The sequence below is a fragment of the Allobosea sp. P4_H5 genome (assembly GCF_056400825.1).
In genome coordinates this window covers 214,815-234,766 of the sequence record NZ_JBFUKM010000010.1, presented here as the reverse complement: position 1 = coordinate 234,766, position 19,952 = coordinate 214,815, and the positions used below count along the sequence as shown (strand labels likewise).

General features: G+C 66.8%; 18 protein-coding genes. 10 read left to right on the top strand and 8 right to left on the bottom strand.

Annotation, left to right across the window (positions count from 1 at the left end; translation table 11 throughout):
* Nucleotides 1-159 precede the first annotated feature (159 nt).
* A complete protein-coding gene (locus tag AC1DS0_RS21270; RefSeq protein WP_476816269.1) occupies nt 160-1,926 on the top strand; it encodes a peptidoglycan L,D-endopeptidase MepK in 1,767 nt (588 codons plus the stop codon).
* A gap of 13 nt (nt 1,927-1,939) precedes the next feature.
* Here AC1DS0_RS21270 and AC1DS0_RS21265 read toward each other — a convergent pair whose 3' ends face one another.
* Complete coding sequence (locus tag AC1DS0_RS21265) at nt 1,940-2,548, bottom strand: glutathione S-transferase family protein (RefSeq protein ID WP_476816268.1); 609 nt, start codon at nt 2,546-2,548, stop codon at nt 1,940-1,942.
* A 78-nt stretch (nt 2,549-2,626) separates the two neighbouring features.
* Complete coding sequence (locus AC1DS0_RS21260) at nt 2,627-3,607, bottom strand: LysR family transcriptional regulator (RefSeq protein ID WP_476816267.1); 981 nt, start codon at nt 3,605-3,607, stop codon at nt 2,627-2,629.
* 197 nt (nt 3,608-3,804) lie between these two features.
* Between AC1DS0_RS21260 and AC1DS0_RS21255 the strand changes: the two genes are divergently transcribed.
* From AC1DS0_RS21255 to AC1DS0_RS21245, 3 genes are all read left to right on the top strand, one after another.
* Nucleotides 3,805-4,392, top strand: a complete 588-nt coding sequence (locus AC1DS0_RS21255) for a nitroreductase family protein (RefSeq protein WP_152011941.1) — start codon at nt 3,805-3,807, stop codon at nt 4,390-4,392.
* A gap of 308 nt (nt 4,393-4,700) precedes the next feature.
* The gene (locus tag AC1DS0_RS21250) at nt 4,701-6,275 is read left to right on the top strand and encodes a Re/Si-specific NAD(P)(+) transhydrogenase subunit alpha (RefSeq protein ID WP_476816266.1); all 1,575 of its coding nucleotides are present in this window, start codon (nt 4,701-4,703) and stop codon (nt 6,273-6,275) included.
* A gap of 10 nt (nt 6,276-6,285) precedes the next feature.
* Nucleotides 6,286-7,719, top strand: coding sequence for an NAD(P)(+) transhydrogenase (Re/Si-specific) subunit beta (locus tag AC1DS0_RS21245; RefSeq protein ID WP_476816265.1), 1,434 nt, complete (start codon nt 6,286-6,288; stop codon nt 7,717-7,719).
* 115 nt (nt 7,720-7,834) lie between these two features.
* On the opposite strand, the gene AC1DS0_RS21240 is transcribed toward AC1DS0_RS21245, so the two are convergent.
* Genes AC1DS0_RS21240 through pcaF form a run of 3 tightly spaced genes read right to left on the bottom strand, consistent with a single transcriptional unit; the run spans nt 7,835 to nt 10,458 of the window.
* Nucleotides 7,835-8,497 carry a 3-oxoacid CoA-transferase subunit B gene (locus AC1DS0_RS21240; RefSeq protein WP_152011938.1) on the bottom strand — a complete coding sequence of 221 codons (663 nt, stop codon included), beginning with the start codon at nt 8,495-8,497 and terminating at the stop codon, nt 7,835-7,837.
* Nucleotides 8,497-9,207, bottom strand: coding sequence for a CoA transferase subunit A (locus AC1DS0_RS21235; RefSeq protein ID WP_476816264.1), 711 nt, complete (start codon nt 9,205-9,207; stop codon nt 8,497-8,499). The genes AC1DS0_RS21240 and AC1DS0_RS21235 overlap by 1 nt, the downstream gene beginning before the upstream one ends.
* A gap of 42 nt (nt 9,208-9,249) precedes the next feature.
* On the bottom strand, nt 9,250-10,458 hold the full coding sequence (gene pcaF / locus AC1DS0_RS21230; protein ID WP_476816263.1) for a 3-oxoadipyl-CoA thiolase: 1,209 nt from the start codon (nt 10,456-10,458) through the stop codon (nt 9,250-9,252).
* A gap of 187 nt (nt 10,459-10,645) precedes the next feature.
* Between pcaF and pcaQ the strand changes: the two genes are divergently transcribed.
* A complete protein-coding gene (gene pcaQ / locus AC1DS0_RS21225; protein ID WP_476816262.1) occupies nt 10,646-11,596 on the top strand; it encodes a pca operon transcription factor PcaQ in 951 nt (316 codons plus the stop codon).
* Nucleotides 11,597-11,827: 231 nt separating this feature from the next.
* Here pcaQ and AC1DS0_RS21220 read toward each other — a convergent pair whose 3' ends face one another.
* On the bottom strand, nt 11,828-12,070 hold the full coding sequence (locus tag AC1DS0_RS21220) for a DUF2312 domain-containing protein (RefSeq protein WP_152011935.1): 243 nt from the start codon (nt 12,068-12,070) through the stop codon (nt 11,828-11,830).
* Nucleotides 12,071-12,149: 79 nt separating this feature from the next.
* On the bottom strand, nt 12,150-12,935 hold the full coding sequence (locus tag AC1DS0_RS21215; RefSeq protein WP_476816261.1) for an N-formylglutamate amidohydrolase: 786 nt from the start codon (nt 12,933-12,935) through the stop codon (nt 12,150-12,152).
* 256 nt (nt 12,936-13,191) lie between these two features.
* Here AC1DS0_RS21215 and AC1DS0_RS21210 point away from each other — a divergent pair, with 256 nt between their 5' ends.
* The 5 genes from AC1DS0_RS21210 to AC1DS0_RS21190 all read left to right on the top strand — a co-directional run bounded on the left by AC1DS0_RS21210 (nt 13,192) and on the right by AC1DS0_RS21190 (nt 18,964).
* Nucleotides 13,192-14,490 carry a glycerate kinase type-2 family protein gene (locus AC1DS0_RS21210; RefSeq protein WP_476816312.1) on the top strand — a complete coding sequence of 433 codons (1,299 nt, stop codon included), beginning with the start codon at nt 13,192-13,194 and terminating at the stop codon, nt 14,488-14,490.
* Between the two features lie 47 nt (nt 14,491-14,537).
* Complete coding sequence (locus AC1DS0_RS21205) at nt 14,538-14,924, top strand: DUF1036 domain-containing protein (protein ID WP_476816260.1); 387 nt, start codon at nt 14,538-14,540, stop codon at nt 14,922-14,924.
* A 93-nt stretch (nt 14,925-15,017) separates the two neighbouring features.
* On the top strand, nt 15,018-16,457 hold the full coding sequence (gene pyk / locus AC1DS0_RS21200; RefSeq protein WP_476816259.1) for a pyruvate kinase: 1,440 nt from the start codon (nt 15,018-15,020) through the stop codon (nt 16,455-16,457).
* 349 nt (nt 16,458-16,806) lie between these two features.
* Entirely contained in the window at nt 16,807-18,306 is a 1,500-nt protein-coding gene (locus tag AC1DS0_RS21195; protein WP_476816258.1) for an SLC13 family permease, read from the top strand.
* Between the two features lie 52 nt (nt 18,307-18,358).
* A complete protein-coding gene (locus tag AC1DS0_RS21190; protein ID WP_476816257.1) occupies nt 18,359-18,964 on the top strand; it encodes a histidine phosphatase family protein in 606 nt (201 codons plus the stop codon).
* 2 nt (nt 18,965-18,966) lie between these two features.
* On the opposite strand, the gene AC1DS0_RS21185 is transcribed toward AC1DS0_RS21190, so the two are convergent.
* Complete coding sequence (locus tag AC1DS0_RS21185) at nt 18,967-19,881, bottom strand: LysR substrate-binding domain-containing protein (RefSeq protein WP_476816256.1); 915 nt, start codon at nt 19,879-19,881, stop codon at nt 18,967-18,969.
* Nucleotides 19,882-19,952: the final 71 nt, after the last annotated feature.

Here is a 19,952-nt window from a genome sequence, read left to right as displayed (position 1 = left end):
CGGATTCCGGCGGGGAGTTGTCTCGCCGGTAACCTCCCGTTAAGCCTTCTCGGCAACTGTTCCTTCACGTTTACCGCTCCGGTGCGCCGGGTGCTTCGAGACGGGTCTGGCAGAGTGAGCAGGTCGAAAGCCGAGATTGCAACACGGCTCCCGCGTTTTTTGCGGCTGAGTGCGCATGCCGGCTTCCTGCTCGCCACGAGCGCAAGCGTCCTGGTGCTTGGCGTGCGCGGCACGCAGAATGCCGTCGCCAATGGCGACACCCGCACGATCACGATCAAGCATATGCACACCAAGGAGGAGACGACCGTCACCTTCAAGCGTGACGGTCGCTACGATTCCGCGGCGTTGGAGAAGCTGAACTGGGCGCTGCGCGACTGGCGCATCGACGAGCCGATCCGGATGGATCCACGGCTGTTCGATATCGCCTGGGAAGTCCATCGCAAGGTCGGCTCCGACCAGCCCTTCCACGTCGTCTCCGCCTATCGTTCGCCCGGCACCAACTCGATGCTGCGTCGGCGCTCGCGCGGCGTCGCCAAGCACAGCCAGCACATGCTCGGCAAGGCGATGGATTTCTATCTGCCTGATACCCCGACTGCCCGCATGCGCGAGACTGCGATGCGGATGCAGCGCGGCGGCGTCGGCTTCTACCCCGGCGCACACACCCCTTTCGTCCATCTCGACGCCGGCTCGGTCCGTTCCTGGCCGCGCATGACCCGCGACCAGCTGGTCCGGCTCTTCCCCGACGAGAAGACGGTGCACCTGCCGGCAGACGGCAAGCCATTGGGCGGCTATGAGGTCGCCAAGGCCGAGATCCTGTCCAGCGGCGGCTCGGTGATGGGCTACGCCGCCGGGGATTACGACGAAGGCGCGATCATGGCGTCCAGCGGCGGCGGCAAGAGCTTCTGGGCCGCGCTGTTCGGCGGCGACGACGAAGAGGCCGACGCCCGCCCGACCCGTGGCCGTGCGGCCGCGGCACGTCGCGCGCCGACGCAGCAGCCGACCGTCATGGCCTATGCCGGCGACAGCAACAGCGGCGATGGCGGTCGCTTTGCCGTGTTCAATGCGCAGCCGGCCCAGCCCGAGCCGACCGGCCGTTCCGTGCTGCGCGAGCGGTCGAATCGCGCGACGACCACCACCGCGCCGCCGCCGGAGGAGACGCAGGTCGCCGCTTTGGCTCCTGCCCAGGTTGCACCGCCCGAACCGCAAAAGCCCGCTCCGATCGCGACCGCGCTTCCCGTGGCGCGCCCGAGTGGCCTGACGCCGCCGGCGCCGAATCCGCCGTCCGGCTCGCCGCAGCTCGCCGCCCTGGCGGCGGAAGCCACGGCCCTGCCGCTGCCCGCCTCCGAGCAGAAGCTCATCCTCGCCTCGCTGCCGCCGCGTAGGCCGACCGACCTGCCCGGCCCGTCGCTGGAGACCATCCTGACGGGCAAGGCCGTCTCGGCCCCGCTGCCGCCGTCGCGCCCGGTCGCGCTGGCGAGCCTATCGACCGAGGGACTGCGTCTGAGCGACGACCCCGAGGACGCTGTTCCCGCCGTTCCCGCCGGCGCCAAACTGGTCGCGATCAATCATCCGATGCCGCCGATCCGGCCGCGCTCGCCGGGCGCCGCGCCGGAGCAGGCCGGCACGACGCAGATCGCCGCGCGGCCGCGCAGCACTCCGATCGCTGCGGAATACAACGCTGACCGGGCCGGCCTCGACTCGCTCTTCGCCGCCGTCTCGGCGCCGGAGACGCCTCCCGCACGCCGCGCCACCATCGCGACCGCCAAGGCGAAGGCCGGTTCGGAGGCTCAAGCCAGGGGCTGGGTCGCCGGCGCGAACCCCGCCGCCTCGCTCGGCTTCTCTGCCGCCGAGCCCAGCGATGTCGGCACCAGCGGCTTCAGCGGCCCGGCGGTCAAGGCGCTGCCGACGACCTTCGTCCAGAACTGAGCGATCCCTCAGACTATTCCTTGTCGATCGGCCAGGCCTTGAACACCGGAAGCGCCTCGCAAGCCGCGGCCTGCTGCGCCAGCGCCGGCCAGCGCCCCTCCGGGGCAAAATCCGGAATGACGAAGCGGCAGAACCCCCAGGCGATCGCGGCGGCGATGTCGCCCGGCCTGAGGTCGGGTCCCGAGCCGATTTCGCCGCGTCCCGCCGCCTGGTCGAGCAGATCGAGCGCGGTGTGGAGCTGCGCCAGGATGCGCTCCTGCCAGTTGTCGTAGCGCTTCTCTTCCGGCCGCTTGCGCTCGTATTCGACCGAGACCGCCTTGTCGGCAGCGACAATGCCGATGCCGGTCAGGCTGAGATCCCTGACCCGCTGCACCTTGTCGGTCGGCCGCAGCGAGCGACCGGCGATATCCTCGAAATGCTGGATGATCAGCAGGGATTCGCTGAGCACCGTGCCGTCATCGGCGACCAGCGTCGGCGCCTTGATCAACGGGTTGATCTTGCGGAACTCCGGCATGTGCCGGAACACCGAGACCGAGCGATGCTCGAAATCGAGACCGAGCAAGGTCCCGGTGATGGCGGCGCGCCGCACATAGGGACTGTCGAGCATTCCAACCAGCAGCATCGTGATCTCCCATTGTCATGGGCGGAACATTGGCTGCTTGCGGACGCTTTGCCACGCCAATTCGGGTGAAGCGCGACTTCACGCCATTTGATGCTCGTCGGCGGGATAGTCCTCGGGCGCCAGCTCGCCGGCCGCGATCTTCGCCTGAACGGCTGCCTGGCAGGGATCCCAGGCCGGCGTGTTGCCGAAGCGCTCGAGCATGAGATCGATCAGGACCCGCACCTTGCCGGACACATAAGGCCCTGGCGGGCGCACGACATGCAGTGCGCTCTCCCGCATCGGATAGCGCCAGAGGATATGCTCGACCGTCCCGGCACGGATCGCGTCGCTGGCGATGAAGGTCGGCAGCACCACGATGCCGAGCCCGGCCTCGGCCCAGCGCAGCAGCGTATCGCCATTGTCCGAGCGCAATCGCCCGGAGGGGCGCACCGAGGCCCAGCGTCGGCCCATGCGGAAGCCCCAGTCGACCACGCTGTTGCCGGAATAGACCAGGCATTCGTGCCGGGCGAGGTCGAGCGGTGTCTCCGGCCGGCCGTGGCGGGCGAAATAGCCCGGGCTGCCCAGCACCGCTGCCTTCACCGGGGCGATGCGCCGCGCCACCAGGCTGGAATCCTTGAGCGAGCCGATCCGGATCGCAGCGTCGAAGCGCTCGCCGATCAGATCGACTTGGCGATCACTGGCTTCGACATCGAGTTCCAGCCGGGGGTGGCGCTCCGCCAGCTCCGCCAGCACCGGCGCGAGATGGCGGTAGCCGAAGGAGAGCGGCATCGACAGCCTCAGGCGTCCGGCGACGCCTTCAGATTGCTGCGCCATCGCCTCGCGCGCCTCGGCGAGCTCCGACAGGATGCGCTCGCCGCGCGCCTTGAACTCCAGTCCCGCCTCGGTGGCAGCGACGCCGCGCGTCGTGCGGCTGAGCAGGCGCGTGCCGAGGTCGGCCTCCAGGCGGGTAATGCGGCGGCTGACGATCGATTTCGCCAGGCCGAGGCTATGCGCGGCCCGGCCGAAGCCGCCGGCATCGACGACCGCGACGAAGCTCCTGATATCGTCGATCTCGGACATGAAGCGTTCCTGCAGGTGTTCCTGGATGAGCAACAGATTGGTGCCCAATATGGGCATTCTGATGCAGCAAGTGAACCGCTACCTCTCCCTCATCAAATCCCGCTTTCGCAGGAAGGCCGCCTAGAGGCGCGCTCCGAGACAAACAGTCCCGTTTCATCGGCCTGCCGGCGTAACACGCGTTCACAGATGAGGAAGCCATGCTCGACAAGCTCAAGAAGCGCCGCACGCAATATGCCCTCGGCAAGAATCTGCCGATCTCCGAAACGCAGGTCGATGCCCTGATCAGGGAAGCGGTCCGCCTGTCCCCGTCCAGCTTCAATTCGCAGAGCTCGCGCGCCGTCATTCTCTTCGGCAGGGAGAGCGACAAGTTCTGGAGCATCGCCAAGGAGGCGCTTCAAGCGATCGTACCGGCTGCCGACTTCGCCGGGACAGCCAAGAAGATCGAAGGCTTCGCCAGCGGCGCGGGTACCGTGCTGTTCTTCGAGGACCAGGAGCCGGTCAAGGCGCTCCAGGCCAATTTCCCGCTCTATGCGCACAACTTCCCGATCTGGTCGGAACACTCGACCGGCATGGCGCAGCTGGCGGTGTGGACCGCGCTTGCCGACGCCGGCATCGGCGCCAGCCTCCAGCACTATCATCCGCTGGTCGATGCCGAGGTCGCCAAGACCTGGAACATCCCGGCATCCTGGAAGCTCACCGCGCAGATGCCGTTCGGCTCCAATGAGGCGCCCTTTGGCGAGAAGACCTTCATCGACGACGAAGTCCGGTTCCGCACCCATCGTTGATCGGGGGCAGCTCAGGCTGATTGCCTGAAGCAACACCCTGAAGAATAAAACGCCGCCCGGGGAGCATCCTCCGGGCGGCTTTTTTGTGCGATGCACACCGATTCCGGCTGAAATGGGGCTGCTCTCGCCTGGATTGAGGTCCCCGGCGCTGGTCACGAGCCTGCCGACCGGCCGGCTCGATCTGTCCGGCGCGCGCCTCGGCGCTTGCAAAGACGCCGCTCCTGTCGGATGCCATAGGGAAATGTCTGCAGGTTTTGAAGTTGCTCGCTAGGCTGAACGGCCGGGCTCACAGCAGGAGGGGGAGCGTAGTGAAGATCGGTTCGCCTAAGGAACTCTTCGCGGGTGAGGCACGCGTGGCGATGACGCCCGACAGTGCGCAGCAGCTGCAGAAGCTTGGCTATGACTGCCTCATCGAGACCGGAGCGGGCCTCGCCGCCGGCTTCACCGATGACGCCTATCGAGGCGCCGGGGTCACGGTGGTCGACAACGCCGCCACGCTTTGGGACGAGGCCGACATCATTGCCAAGGTGCGCCCGCCCGAGACCGCGGAGGCCGAGCGGCTGAAGGCCGGCAAGACGCTGATCTCGTTCTTCTATCCGGCGCAGAACAAGGACTTGCTGGAGTTCTGCAAGGACAAGGACGCCAACGTCATCGCCATGGACATGGTGCCGCGCATCTCGCGCGCCCAGAAGATGGACGCGCTCTCGTCCATGGCCAACATCGCCGGCTATCGCGCCGTGATCGAGGCCGGCAACAATTTCGGCCGCTTCTTCACCGGCCAGATCACAGCCGCCGGCAAGGTGCCGCCGGCCAAGGTGCTGGTCGTCGGCGCCGGCGTCGCCGGTCTTGCCGCGATCGGCACCGCGACCTCGCTCGGCGCCATCACCTACGCCTTCGACGTCCGCCCGGAAGTGGCCGAGCAGATCGAATCGATGGGCGCCGAGTTCGTTTATCTCGACTTCAAGGGCCAGCAGCAGGACGGCGCCGCGACCGGCGGCTATGCCGCCCCTTCCAGCCCGGAGTTCCGCGAGGCCCAGCTCAAGAAGTTCCGCGAGCTTGCCCCGCAGATCGACATCGTCATCACCACGGCGCTGATCCCCGGCCGCGATGCGCCGGTGCTGTGGACCAAGGACATGGTCGAGGCGATGAAGCCCGGCTCGGTCATCATCGACCTCGCCGCCGAGCGCGGCGGCAATTGCGAGCTGACCAAGCCGGACGAGAAGATCGTCACGCCGAACGGGGTCACGATCGTCGGCTACACCGACTTCCCGAGCCGGATGGCGGCCCAATCCTCGACACTCTACGCTACGAACATCCGCCACATGATGACGGATCTGACGCCGGCCAAGGACGGCAAGCCCGTCCACAACATGGAGGACGACGTCATCCGCGGCGCGACCGTGACCTTCGAAGGCGCGATCACCTTCCCGCCGCCGCCGCCGAAGATCGCCGCGATCGCGACCCAGAAGCCGAAGGAGAAGGCCAAGGAGCTGACGCCCGAGGAAAAGCGGGCGAAGGAAACCGCTGCCTTCAAGGCGCAGACCCAGTCCCAGCTGATGCTGCTCGGCATCGGAACGGTGCTGATGCTGATCGTCGGCGCCTATGCGCCGGTGAGCTTCATGAGCCACTTCATCGTCTTCGCCCTCGCCTGCTTCGTCGGCTTCCAGGTGATCTGGAACGTGTCGCATTCGCTGCACACGCCGTTGATGGCCGTCACCAACGCGATCTCCGGCATCATCGTGCTCGGTGCCCTCTTGCAGATCGGCTCATCCAGCTGGCTCGTCACCTTCCTGGCGATGATCTCGGTGCTGATCGCCTCCATCAACATCGTCGGCGGCTTCCTGGTCACGCGCCGGATGCTCGCCATGTTCCAGAAGTCCTGAGGGGGCCGCAGTGAGCATCGGTATCGTTTCTGCGGCCTACATCTCCGCCGCCATCCTGTTCATCCTCTCCCTCGGCGGCCTCTCGAACCAGGAAAGCGCCAAGCGCGCGGTCTGGTACGGCATCGTCGGCATGGCGCTTGCCGTCATCGCCACGGTCTTCGGGCCGGGCAGCGGCAAGCTCTGGCTCGTCATCGTCATGTTCGCCATCGCCGCGGCGATCGGCTGGCAGGTGGCGATGAAGGTGCAGATGACCGAAATGCCGCAGCTGGTCGCGGCGCTGCACTCCTTCGTCGGCCTCGCAGCCGTGCTGATCGGCTTCAACGCCCATATCGAACTCGCCGCGGTGATGAAGCTCGACGCGGCCGCCCGCGAGGCGCTGACGGGCTTTGCCGGCGTGCTGGCGCACAAGACCGGGGTCGAAATCAGCATTCTGAAGGTCGAGGTCTTCCTCGGCGTCTTCATCGGCGCGGTCACCTTCACCGGCTCGATCATCGCCTTCGGCAAGCTCGCCGGAAAGGTCGACGGCAAGGCCAAGAAGCTGCCCGGCGGCCATATGCTCAACGCCGGCGCCGCTGCGCTCTCGCTGCTGCTGCTGATCCTCTATGTGCAGGGCGCCGGTTTCTGGGCGCTCTTCCTGATGACGCTGCTGGCCTTCTTCATCGGCTACCACCTGATCATGGGCATCGGCGGTGCCGACATGCCGGTCGTGGTCTCGATGCTGAACAGCTATTCCGGCTGGGCCGCGGCGGCGATCGGCTTCACGCTCGGCAACGATCTGCTGATCGTCGTCGGCGCGCTTGTCGGCTCGTCGGGCGCGATCCTCAGCTACATCATGTGCAAGGCGATGAACCGGTCCTTCATCTCGGTCATCCTCGGCGGCTTCGGCAATACCACCGGCCCGGCGCAGGCGATCGAGGGCGAGCAGATCGCGATCGACGTCGACGGCGTCGCCACGGCGCTGAACGACGCCGACAGCGTCATCATCGTGCCGGGCTACGGCATGGCGGTGGCGCAGGCGCAGCAATCGGTGTCGGAGCTGACCCGCAAGCTGCGCTCCGCCGGCAAGGAGGTGCGCTTCGCCATCCACCCGGTGGCCGGGCGTCTGCCGGGCCATATGAACGTGCTGCTCGCCGAGGCGAAGGTGCCCTACGACATCGTCATGGAGATGGACGAGATCAACGAGGACTTCCCGTCCACGGACGTCGCGATCGTCATCGGCTCCAACGACATCGTCAATCCGGCGGCGCAGGAGGACCCGAACTCGCCGATCGCCGGCATGCCGGTGCTCGAAGTCTGGAAGGCGAAGCAGGTCTTCGTCTCCAAGCGCGGCCAGGGCACCGGCTATTCCGGCATCGAGAACCCGCTCTTCTACAAGGAGAACACGCGGATGTTCTACGGCGATGCCAAGAAGAGCCTCGACGAGCTGCTGCCCAAGATTGCTTGATCGCACACGCCGTACAGCCCAGGCTCACCGGGCTGTACGGGCGACCTGGCAGAAACAGAAAAGCCCGCCCGGCGACATCGCCGGGCGGGCTTTATTCTTGCGCTAAGGCGTTGGTTCAGGCGGCCTTTGCCAGCTCTGGCGCCACCGTGAACGGGGCAGCCGTCTTGGCCTTGACCTCGTCGAGCGTGACGTCGGGTGCCAACTCGATGAGGGTCAGCCCTCCGCCCTTGGCCTTGTCGCAGGCCATGACGCAGAGATCGGTGATGATCAGGTCGACGACGCCCTGCCCGGTCAGCGGCAGCGAGCAGCGCTCCAGCACCTTGGATTCGCCCGCCTTGTTGGCGTGATCCATCACCACGATGACCTTCTTGACGCCGGCGACGAGGTCCATCGCGCCGCCCATGCCCTTCACCATCTTGCCGGGGATGGTCCAGTTGGCGATGTCGCCATTCGCCGCCACTTCCATGGCGCCGAGGATGGTCAGGTCGATGTGGCCGCCGCGGATCATCGCGAACGAGTCGGCCGAGGAGAAGAAGCTCGAGCTCGGCAGGACCGTGATCGTCTGCTTGCCGGCATTGATCAGGTCGGGATCGGCCTCGCCCTCATAGGGGAAGGGACCGATGCCGAGCAGGCCGTTCTCCGACTGCAGCGTCACGTCGACGCCCTCGGGAATGTAGTTCGCCACCAGCGTCGGGATGCCGATGCCGAGATTGACGTAGAAGCCGTCCTGCAGCTCCTTGGCGGCACGGGCGGCCACCTGTTCACGGGTCCAGGCCATCAGGCGGTCTCCCTCTTGCGCTCGGTGAGCTTCTCGATCTTCTTCTCGTTGATCGTGCTCTTGATCAGGCGGTCGACATAGATGCCGGGCGTATGAATCGCCTCGGGATCGAGCGAGCCAACCGGCACGATCTCCTCGACCTCGGCCACCGTCACCTTGCCGGCGGTCGCCATGTTCGGGTTGAAGTTGCGGGCCGTGCGCCGATAGACGAGGTTGCCGGCCGTGTCGGCCTTCCAGGCCTTGACGATGGCAAGGTCAGCCCGCAGCCAGGTCTCGCGGACGTAGAGCTGACCCTCGAATTCCTCGACCGGCTTGCCCTCGGCCACCACCGTGCCGACGCCCGTCTTGGTGAAGAAGGCCGGGATGCCGGCGCCGCCGGCGCGGATGCGCTCGGCCAGCGTGCCCTGCGGATTGAGCTCCAGCTCAAGCTCGCCGGAGAGATATTGCTGCTCGAACAGCTTGTTCTCGCCGACATAGGACGCGATCATCTTCTTGATCTGGCGGGTCTGCAGCAGCATCCACAGGCCGAAGCCGTCGGCGCCGGCATTGTTCGAGATCACGGTGATGTTCTTCACGCCGGAATCGCGGATCTGCGGGATCAGGCTCTCGGGATTGCCCGACAGGCCGAAGCCGCCGGACATGATCGTCATCCCGTCGAACAGCAGCCCATCGAGGGCCGCCGCCGGACTATCATAGACCTTCTGTGTCATTCAGTTCACTCCCGTTGTTGTGGTTGCCTTGGCAGCTAGCTGTCAGGCGCGTTCAAGTCCGATGGCGATGCCCTGGCCGACACCGATGCACATGGTGGCGAGCGCCCGGCGCTTGCCGGTCAGCGAGAGTTCCAGCGCGGCCGTGCCGGCAATGCGGGCGCCGGACATGCCGAGCGGATGGCCGAGCGCGATCGCGCCGCCATTCGGGTTCACATGGGCGCCGTCCTCGGCGATGCCGAGTTCGCGCAGCACGGCGATGCCCTGGCTGGCGAAGGCCTCGTTCAGCTCGACGATGTCGAAGTCACCGGGCTTGATGCCGAGGCGCTCGCAGAGCTTGCGCGTCGCCGGGATCGGCCCGAGGCCCATGACGCGCGGCGCGACGCCGCCCGTTGCGCCGCCGAGCACACGCGCCAGCGGGGTCAGGCCGTATTTCACTGCCGCCTTCTCGGAGGCGACGATCAGCGCCGCGGCGCCGTCATTGACGCCCGAGGCGTTGCCGGCGGTGACCGTGCCGCCTTCCTTCCTGAAGGGCGTCGGCAGCTTGGCGAGCTTCTCCAGTGTGGTGTCGCCACGCGGGTGCTCGTCACTCTCGACGCGGATCGGTTCACCCTTGCGTTGCGGGATCACGACCGGAACGATCTCCTTGCCGAGCCGGCCGTTCTGCTGGGCGGCCACGGCCTTGAGCTGCGAGCGCAGCGCGAACGCGTCCTGGTCGGCGCGGCTGATCTTGCAGTCGGCCGCGACGTTCTCGCCGGTCTCCGGCATGGAATCGACGCCGTACTGCGCCTTCATCAGCGGGTTGATGAAGCGCCAGCCGATGGTGGTGTCATGGATCTCGGCATGGCGCGAGAAGGCGCTGTCGGCCTTGGGCAGGACGAAGGGCGCCCGCGACATGCTCTCGACGCCGCCGGCGATCATCAGTTCGGCCTCGCCGGCCTTGATCGCCCGGGCCGCGGCAATGACCGCATCCATCCCTGAGCCGCAGAGCCGGTTCATGGTCGTGCCGGGCACCTCCTTCGGCAGGCCGGCGAGCAGCAGCGACATCCGCGCGACGTTGCGGTTGTCCTCACCCGCCTGGTTGGCGCAGCCGAAGATCACGTCGTCGACGGCGCCGAAATCGACGCCCGGATTGCGCTCGACCAGGGCCTTCAGCGGCACAGCGCCGAGATCGTCCGCCCGCACCGAAGACAGGGAGCCGCCGAAACGGCCGATCGGCGTGCGGACATAGGCGCAGATGAAGGCTTCGCTCATGCGGGAAAACCCTTGTTGTTTCCTCGAAGTCCACTCGTCGCCGGACGCGACGAAGGCGATTGTCTTTTTGCCTGGGCCGCTGGTGCCAAAGCGGCAGGCCCTTGTTTGTGCCGGGAATATGCAGCAGCGAAACTCTTATGTTAAATGAAATCACCGCCTAAGATAATAACCAGGGGGTTATCGAGCCATGGCCGAGCCGCTCCTGTCGGCGATGGATCTGCGCATCAAGTTCCGCCATCTGCGCTGCTTCATCGAGGTTGCGCGGCTGAAGAGCGTCGTCAAGGCGGCTGCAGTGCTTCATGTCAGCCAGCCCGCGATCTCCAAGACCGTGCAGGAGCTCGAATGCGTTCTCGGCATCGCCCTGTTCGAGCCCAACCGCCGGACCATGCTGCTCACCAGCTCGGGCGAGATCTTCCTGCGCTATGCCAGCGCCAGCGTCACGGCGCTGAAGCAGGGCGTCCGGATGGTGGGCGGCGACGAGATGTCGCCCGAGCATGCCTTCACCGTCGGGGCACTGCCGACGGCGTCGGCCCGGATCCTGCCAGCAGCCATCGCCCATGTGACGCAGCGCTATGAGCGCCTCAGGCCGCGGGTCGTGACCGGGGCGAACGACGTGCTCATGGCGCAGCTCCGGCTCGGCGACCTCGATCTCGTCATCGGCCGCATGGCCGCGCCGGAGACGATGACCGGCTTCACCTTCGAGCACCTCTATTCCGAGCGGATCGGGCTGGTCGTCCGGCCGGGGCATCCCCTGCTTCATGCGGAGGCGTTCGCCCTTGCCGCGATCGCACAGTATCAGCTGCTCATGCCGCCGCCGGGATCGGTGATCAGCTCGACGGTCGAGCGCTACATGATCGCCAATTCGATCCAGCCCCGCTCGGGCGTGATCGAGACCGTCTCGGACTCCTTCGCCCGCGGCTATCTCAGGCAGACCGATGCGATCTGGTTCATTTCCGAAGGCGTGGTCGCCGAGGATATGGCCAGCGGCCAATTGGCCCTGCTGCCGGCCCATACCGAAGATACGCTGGGGCCGGTCGGCCTGACGACCCGCGCCGATGCCGTGCTGTCGCTGTCGGCCCAGATCTTCATCACGGCGCTGAGGGAGATCGCCGCCGGCTGGCGCTCGGGAGGCTCCTGAAGAGCCAAGACCGCAACGATTTCGAGGGCGCTTTCCAGCTGAAAAAAGCGCGGGTCGTCCCGGGCGACCGGAGGGAGACCCGGGACCCATTCCGGAACCTCTTTCGGAAAGGCTCCGGAATGGATCCCGGATCTCCGCTTCGCTTCGTCCGGGATGACGGCGTGATAGATATCGAAGCCTGAGCTCGCGAAAACGCGCGCCCTATTTTTTGGCCAGGCCCTGACGATGGCCTCAGGCGCTCTCGCCGACCGCCTGCAGATAGAGATCGAGGATCGCCTCTTCCTCCTTGCGCTCGTCGAGGTCGCGCTTACGCAGCGCGATCACCTTGCGCAGCACCTTGACGTCGTAGCCATTGGCCTTGGCCTCGGAATAGACCTCCTTGATGTCGTCGGAGATCGTCTTCTTCTCTTCCTCGAGCCGCTCGATGCGCTGCACGATGCTCTTGAGCTGATCGCCTGCAACCGGATCGTCCATTCTCAAAACCCTTCTTCGGAAATTGGCCGCAGGGGTTCGCAAGGATAGGCGGCAAGGTCAAGCAAGAACGGCCCGAAGTTCACATCTCTCGCGCCGCAGCCAGCGCTCCCGGCAGCAATCTGGCCAGCCTGAAGCCCCAGGCGCGGGCCGCATGCGGCTCGCCGATCAGGTCCTGCCTGATCTCGATCAGCGCATCGAGCAAGCCGCGACGCGTCGCATGGCGGTCGATCGTGTCGCCCGGCAGGCCGCCGTTGTAGGGCTCGTTGTCGCCGACGATCAGGTCGCCCTCCGCCTGAAGCGCCGCGATCAGCGCCTGCGCGAGGCGCCCTTCCCTGTCCCAGAGCACGCCGGCATGCCAGGGCCGCGGCACGCCCTTCCAGAACGGCGTGAAGGAGTGCAGCGAGACGATCGCCGGCGGATGGCCGATAGCGATCGCCGTCTCGATCGCGGCGTCGATCGCAGTGTCATAGGGCGCGTAGTAGCGTGCAGTCCGTTCGGCGATCCCGGCTTCGTCAATCCGGGCATTGCCCGGTACGATCGCGCCGTCGGAAATCCGCATCACCAGGGTCGGATCGTCGCGTCCGCGATTGGGATCGATCAGCAGGCGCGAGAAATTGCTGAGCACGGCGGGAGCGCCCAGCGCCTGCGCCATCGCCCGCGTCATCTCGGCGGCACCGATATCGTAGGCGATATGGCGTTCGAGCTGCTGCGGCGGCAGGCCGAGCAGGTTCAGCTCAGGCGGGATCGCATTGGTCGCATGGTCGCAAAGCAGCAAGATGCCGCTCGCCGGATCCCCCGCGATGATCTCGACATCGCCGGGCTGCCGCACCGGAGCACCACCCTGCAAGCCCTCGTCCGCACGCATCATGACCTCGGACCATCCGTCGCATCGCGAGCTGCGCCCGCGCCGGCGCGACATAGCGCGCTTTCGTCTCGCCCGGAACGGCAGGGTGGCAAGAATCCACGCTGCCGCAACATCCTGGAACATGTGCTGATCGCAAAAGCGGTATCCACTTTTGCGGGACATGCTCTAGTAAGGGGCCGATAAGAGGCTAAGACGAAAGTCGATTGCCAGCAGCAGATTCGCACGGGGAAGGCGCTTGGAGCAGCGGCAGGACGCAATTGCAGAGCGGCATCGGGTCGCCCGCCGGATCTTCGACGCCGCCGTGGACAGAGCCCATCCACGCAGCTGGCTCGCCGCGCATCTGCCTCCTCCACCGCCGAAGGGGCGCCTGATCCTGCTGGCCGCCGGCAAGGCCGCCGGCAGCATGACTCTGCTGGCGGAAGCCCATTACCTCGACACGCTGAAGCTCTCGCCCGACCGCTTTCTCGGCCATGCCGTGGCGCGCCATGGCTACGAGGCGCAGACCCGCCACATCCCGATGCTGGCCGCCGGCCATCCCGTGCCCGACGAAGGCAGCATCGCCAGCGCGACGCGGGCGCTCGAACTCGCCGCTTCCGCCACCGCCGACGATCTCGTCCTGGTGTTGCTCTCCGGCGGCGGCTCGGCCAACTGGGTCGCTCCCGCCGGCTCGCTCGCGCTCGCCGAGAAGCAGGCGGTCAACAAGGCGCTGCTGCGCTCCGGCGCGCCGATCGGCGAGATGAACATCGTCCGCAAGCGTCTCTCGCGCATCAAGGGCGGCCGGCTCGCGCTCGCCGCCGCACCGGGCAAGCTGCTGACCCTCGCCGTCTCCGACGTGCCGCATGACGATCCCGCCGCGATCGCCTCGGGGCCGACCGTGCCCGATCCGAGCACGATGGCCGATGCCCGCGCCATCGTCGCCCGCTACGGGCTGACGCTGCCGCCCGCGGCGCAGGCCCTGCTCGCCGATGACGCCAGCGAGACGCCCAAGCCCGGCGATCCCGCCTTCGCCGGTGGCGAATATCGTATCGTCGCCCGCCCGGCCGACGCCATCGCCGCTGCGGTGAAGGCCGCTGCCGAGGCCGGCTACGAGCCGATCGATCTCGGCCCCGATCTCGAAGGCGAAGCGCGCGACGTCGCCGCCGCCCAGGCGAAGCGGGCACGCGAGCTGAAGGCGGCCGGGCGCCGCGTTGCGCTGATCTCCGGCGGCGAGCTCACCGTCACCATCGCCGGCAATGGCCGCGGCGGCCCGAACCAGGAATTCGCGCTGGCCTTGGCGATCGCGCTCGCTGGCGAACCTGGCATCGTCGCGCTCTCGGGCGACACCGACGGCACCGATGGCGGCGGCGGCGAGGCGACCGACCCGGCCGGCGCGGTGATCGACGAGACGACGCTGGCGCGCGCCCGCGGCCTCGGCCTCGATCCTGCCCAATCGCTGGCCCAGAACGACTCGACCGGCTTCTTCTCGGCTCTCGGCGACCTGTTGCAGACCGGCCCGACCCTGACCAATGTCAACGATTGCCGCGTGATTCTGATCGATCCAAGAAGCGATTCATGAGCCGAAGCGCACGTCTCCATTCGATGTTGCTGGCAGGAGGGCTGCTGATGGCCGGCGCCAGCCCGGCGCTGGCGGATCTGCGCATGTGCAACACGACCGGCAGCCGCGTCGGCATCGCGCTCGGTTATCGCGATGCGCAAGGCTGGATCACCGAGGGCTGGTGGAACCTGGCTCCGCGCGCCTGCGAGACCTTGCTGCGCGGCACACTGGCGGCGCGCTTCTACTACGTCCACGCCGTGGACTACGACAAAGGCGGCGAGTGGACCGGCAAATCCGTCATGTGCACGCGCAACAAGGAATTCACCATCCGCGGCATCGAGGACTGCCTGGCGCGCGGCTATGAGCGCTCCGGCTTCTTCGAAGTCGACACTGGCGAGCAGAAGGGCTGGACGATCCAGCTTACCGACACGGCCGGCGCCGCGCCGCGCCCGTGATTGCGGTGCAGCAAATCGCTTGCCCTAATCGGTTGAATCGGCGAGGCCTGCCGGAAGCGGGTCCAAATGGGTTTTTGAAGGGGGAATGACGTGATGAGGCGGGAACGGCGGATCAAGATCATCGCTACGCTGGGGCCGGCCTCGTCCACTTCGGAGATGTGCGCCGCCCTGTTCAAGGCCGGCGTCGACGTCTTCCGCATCAATATGAGCCACACCCAGCGCGAGGATCTGCCGGCAAGGATCGCGATGCTGCGCGGGCTGGAGAAAGAGTTCCGCCGCCCGGTCGGCATCCTCGCCGACCTGCAGGGGCCGAAGCTGCGCGTCGGCCAGTTCGGCGGCGATGGTGGTGTGATGCTGGAGAAGGATGCCCGCTTCATCCTCGACGCCGACCCCGCGCCCGGCACCGTCAAGCGCGTGCACCTGCCGCATCCGGAGATCCTCTCGGCGCTGGAGCCCGGCCATCACCTCATCCTCGACGACGGCAAGATCCGTCTCGTCGTCGAGAAGGCTTCGCCCAAGCAGGCCGTGACCAGGGTCGTCGTCGGCGGCCGCCTCTCCTCGCGCAAGGGCGTCAGCCTGCCCGACACCATCATCCCGGTCTCGGCCATGACGGACAAGGACCGCTCGGATGCCGAGGCCGCCGCCGATGCCGGCGTCGACTGGATCGCCCTTTCCTTCGTGCAACGGCCGGAGGACATGGCCGAGCTGCGCAAGATCGTTCAGGGCCGGGCGCTGGCGCTCGCCAAGATCGAGAAGCCGCAGGCGGTGCTGCGCCTGCAGGAGATCATCGAGGCTTCCGACGCGATCATGGTGGCGCGCGGCGATCTCGGCGTCGAGATGCCGCTCGAGAAGGTGCCGGGCACCCAGAAGCGCATCACCCGCATGGCCCGGCGCATGGGCAAGCCTGTCGTCGTCGCGACGCAGATGCTGGAGAGCATGATCACCGCGCCGGTTCCGACCCGCGCCGAGGTTTCCGACGTCGCCACCGCCGTGTTCGAGGGTGCCGACGCCGTCATGCTCTCGGCCGAGAGCGCCGCCGGCCAGTATCCGATCGAGGCGGTCGCGATGATGAACCGCATCGCCGAGGAGGTGGAGAGCGACTCCGTCTACCGTTCCATCCTCGAATCGCAGAAGGCCGAGCCGGAAGCGACCGGCGCCGACGCCATCGCCAAGGCCTCGCACGAGATCGCCGACGCACTGCACCTCAAGGCGATCGCCGCCTGGACCTCCTCCGGCTCGACCGCCTTTCGCATCGCCCGCGAGCGCCCGAACTCGACCGTGGTCGCGCTGACGCCGAACGCGGCGACCGCGCGCCGGCTCACCCTCGTCTGGGGCGTCCACTCGGTGGTGACCAAGGACGCCAGCGACGTCGACGACATGGCTTTCCGCGCCTGCAAATTCGCGGTGCGCGAGGGCTTCGCCTCCGAGGGCGACCGGCTCATCGTCGTCGCCGGCGTTCCGTTCGGCACGCCGGGCGCGACCAACATGGTCCGCATCGCCTTCGTCGCGAAGGAGCATGTCGAGCAGGCGTGAGCCGCCCAGCCATCCGCCACCTGTTATTCCGGGACTTCGCGGAGCGAAGGGCCCGGAATCCAGAACCGATACCGGTTGTGGAGAGGCGCGGCGGCCGGTGAGGCTTGTTCCCGATCCCATCGGTTCTGGATTCCGGGCTCAGGCCTGTTGGCCTGCCCCGGAAAGACGACGAGACTAACATGCAGCAACGCCCGGATCGCCATCGGTCCGGGCGTTTTCCGTTGTCCCGGCGCCGCTACTCAGCTTGCAAGCTCATAGCTAATTATTATCAAGTAAATAAAGATATTAAATTTTCGTTTTGAATGAGCCGAAGCTATCGTCCTGCGAAATACGGTCCGGGGAGGGACGCATGAGCGGCGAGGCAGTGAAGAGCTTAGGCTCCGCGGATTTCTCCGGCGGCACTGAGGCCGGCGGCGGGAAATCCGAATCTGTTCTGAAGAAGATCGGCATCCCGCTCGCGATTGCTGTCTTCGCCGCGCTGTTGCTGATGCCGACACCGGCGGGCCTCAGCTATTCCGGCCAGAAGGCGCTGGCGATCTTCTGCGCGGCCCTGACGCTCTGGGTCGCCGGCTCGATCCCGATCTACCTGACCTCGATGCTGGCGATCATCGCGCTGACCCTGACCGGGACGGTGAAGGAGCGCGTCGCCTTCGAGACGCTGGGCTTCGACGTGATCTGGCTGATGGTCTCCGCCTTCGTGCTGACCGCGGCGATGGTCAAGTCCAACCTCGCCCGCCGCTTCGCGCTCTGGATGATCACCTCCTTCGGCGGCACGCCGAAACGGACCCTGCTGGTCCTGATCTTCATCAACTTCGCGCTCGCCTTCTTCGTGCCCTCGACCACGGCGCGCGCCAGCCTGATGGTGCCGATCTGCGTCATCCTGCTGGAGATCTATCGCGCCGTTCCCGGCCAGAGCAATTTCGGCCGGCTGATGATGCTGCTCGGCGTCCAGGCCGACGCCGTCGCCACCTCCGGCGTGATGACCGGCACCGCCGCCAACATGATCGCAGTGAAGTTCATCAAGGAGCAGGCCGGCACCGATATCGGCTACATGGACTGGCTCCTGGCCGCGATGCCCCCGGCGATCCTGACCATGCTGCTGACCTTCTTCGTCGGCCTGAAGCTCTTCGATTTCCGCGGCGAGACCGGCTTCTCGGAGGGCATGGCCAAGCTCAAGGAGCAACTCGCCGGCCTCGGCAAGCTGACCATCCCTGAGAAGAAGGCGATGGCGATCTTCGTCCTGACGCTGCTGCTCTGGGCGACCGAGGACTATCAGGAGGCCTGGTTCAACGGCTTCGGCCTCTCGGTCTACATGACCGCCGTCATCGCCGCCACGCTCTGCCTGATGCCCGGGATCGGCCTGATCACCTGGAAAGAGGCGAACATCAAATGGGACCTGATGATCTTTGCGGCCGGCGCCTATGCCGCCGGCAACGCGCTCGAATCGACCAAGGGCGCGCAGTGGATCATCGGCAAGCTCGTCTACGGGCTTGGTCTGGAGGCGATGGCGCCGGCCACGGTCTATGTCGTCGTGATCTTCATGAGCATGTTCAGCCACATGATCTTCACCTCGAAGACCGTGCGCACAACGATCATGATCCCGGCCTTCATCGCGCTGGCCAAGACGCTCGGCATGAACCCGGTGACGCTCGCCCTCGCTGCATCGTTCACGCTGACCTACACGATCACCCTGCCGCCGCACTCGAAGGTCAACACGATCTACTTTGCGACCGGCTATTTCTCGGTGCTCGACCAGCTCAAATACGGGCTGGTGACCTGCTTCATCGGCGCCGTCCTGATCTCGCTGTCGGTGTTCACCTGGTTCCGGCTGCTGGGTTACGGCCTCTGACGCACCGACCAACCGCGCCGACAACCAACGCCCCGACGACAGAGCCGATCCGATGAGACTGATCCTGCTTCGCCACGGCGAAACCCTCTGGAACACGCAGAAGCGTCTGCAGGGCCATGACGACTCTCCCCTCTCCGAACGCGGCGTCGCACAGGCGCAGGCGATCGCGCCGAGCCTGCGCACGCTCGCCCCGGCCCGGATCGTCTCGTCCGATCTCGGCCGCGCCCGCCAGACGGCACGGCTCGTCGGCTATGGCGATGCCGTGCTGGAGCCGCGCCTGCGCGAGCTCGACATGGGCGCCTGGACCGGCCGGGCCAAGGACGAATTGATCGCCAGCCAGCCCGAGGACTATGCCGCCTGGCGCGCCGGCCGCCTGACCCCGGCCGGCGGCGAGAGCTGGCACCAGTTCACGGCGCGCATCCGCGATGCGCTCGCAGACTGGGTCGGGCGCGGCGGCGGCGATCTCCTCGCCATCGTCCATAGCGGCGTCGTCCGCGCCGCCTGCAACGTGCTGCTCGGCCTCGCCCCCCACCAGATCCTGCCGGTGACGCCGGGCACGCTGACCATCTTCGATTTCGCCGACGGCAATGCGGCAGCGCCCCGGCTCGAAGCCTATAACCTCGGGGCGTTCACGCCCGATCTCGACGTGGCCGACTGATATCAGCGCAGTGCCGCAACCCGCCCGGGCAAGGGCTCGCTGACCAGAAGATCGAGGAAGCGCGCCGTCGCCGGCGAGAGCAGCTTGCCGCGATGATGCGCGATCCTGATGCCGCGCTCGAAGGTGGCGCCCGCGATCGGCACCTCAGCGAGCAGGCCGCCGGCGATGTCCTGCGCCACCGCCATCCGCGAGACGATCGAGACGCCGAGGCCGTGCATCACGCCCTGCTTGATCGCTTCCAGGCTGGAGATATGCATCTCGGTGCCGAGCCTGATCCCGCTGCGGCGCATCCGTTCCGTCAGGAATTGCCGCGTCGCTGAAGGCTCGGGCTTGATCAGGAAGGTCTCCTTGGCGAACTCCCCCGGCATCATCTCGCCGCGCCGCGCAAAGGGATGGCCCGGCGCCGTGATCAGCACGAGCTCGTCGCGGCAGAGCTCGCGGAACAGGAAGCGCTGCGGATCGAGCTCGATCTGGTCGGAGACGATCAGGAACTCGACGCTGTTGGCTTCGAGCCGGCGGATCAGCTCAGAGGAAGAGGCGATGTCGAGCTCGAAGGCCAGTTTTGGCGCAAGCTGCTTGTGCCGGGCGATGATCGCCGGGACGAGATAGACCCCGATGAAATTGCTGGCGCCGAAATGGATGGTACCGCTCAGCGGGTCGCCCATCTGGCGCAGGTGCTCGCGCGCCGCGCCGAGCGCGTTGACGACCTGCAGCGCGTAATCGCGAAAGGCCACGCCCTGCTGCGTCAGATGCATCCGCTTGGCGATCCGGTCGAACAGCATCGTGTCGAGCTCCTGCTCGAGCATGCGGATGCGCATGGTCACGGCCGGCTGCGTACAATGCATCCTCCGGGCGGTCTCAGTGACGCTGAGGCACTCCGCCAGCACTAGGAAGGCCTCGATCTGGTTGATGTTCACCGGCCTGTCCCGACGGCTGCACGATGCTGCCATCGTTGTTTATCGATCGGAGAAGATCAATCAGGGATGAT

Bases quoted from the DNA above. Each gene is read 5' to 3' on its own strand.
- AC1DS0_RS21265 (WP_476816268.1), bottom strand. From the start codon at position 2,548: ATGCTGCTGGTTGGAATGCTCGACAGTCCCTATGTGCGGCGCGCCGCC.
- AC1DS0_RS21260 (WP_476816267.1), bottom strand. From the start codon at position 3,607: ATGTCCGAGATCGACGATATCAGGAGCTTCGTCGCGGTCGTCGATGCC.
- AC1DS0_RS21255 (WP_152011941.1), top strand. From the start codon at position 3,805: ATGCTCGACAAGCTCAAGAAGCGCCGCACGCAATATGCCCTCGGCAAG.
- AC1DS0_RS21240 (WP_152011938.1), bottom strand. From the start codon at position 8,497: ATGGCCTGGACCCGTGAACAGGTGGCCGCCCGTGCCGCCAAGGAGCTG.
- AC1DS0_RS21235 (WP_476816264.1), bottom strand. From the start codon at position 9,207: ATGACACAGAAGGTCTATGATAGTCCGGCGGCGGCCCTCGATGGGCTG.
- pcaF (WP_476816263.1), bottom strand. From the start codon at position 10,458: ATGAGCGAAGCCTTCATCTGCGCCTATGTCCGCACGCCGATCGGCCGT.
- pcaQ (WP_476816262.1), top strand. From the start codon at position 10,646: ATGGCCGAGCCGCTCCTGTCGGCGATGGATCTGCGCATCAAGTTCCGC.
- AC1DS0_RS21220 (WP_152011935.1), bottom strand. From the start codon at position 12,070: ATGGACGATCCGGTTGCAGGCGATCAGCTCAAGAGCATCGTGCAGCGC.
- AC1DS0_RS21215 (WP_476816261.1), bottom strand. From the start codon at position 12,935: ATGCGTGCGGACGAGGGCTTGCAGGGTGGTGCTCCGGTGCGGCAGCCC.
- AC1DS0_RS21205 (WP_476816260.1), top strand. From the start codon at position 14,538: ATGGCCGGCGCCAGCCCGGCGCTGGCGGATCTGCGCATGTGCAACACG.
- pyk (WP_476816259.1), top strand. From the start codon at position 15,018: ATGAGGCGGGAACGGCGGATCAAGATCATCGCTACGCTGGGGCCGGCC.
- AC1DS0_RS21195 (WP_476816258.1), top strand. From the start codon at position 16,807: ATGAGCGGCGAGGCAGTGAAGAGCTTAGGCTCCGCGGATTTCTCCGGC.
- AC1DS0_RS21190 (WP_476816257.1), top strand. From the start codon at position 18,359: ATGAGACTGATCCTGCTTCGCCACGGCGAAACCCTCTGGAACACGCAG.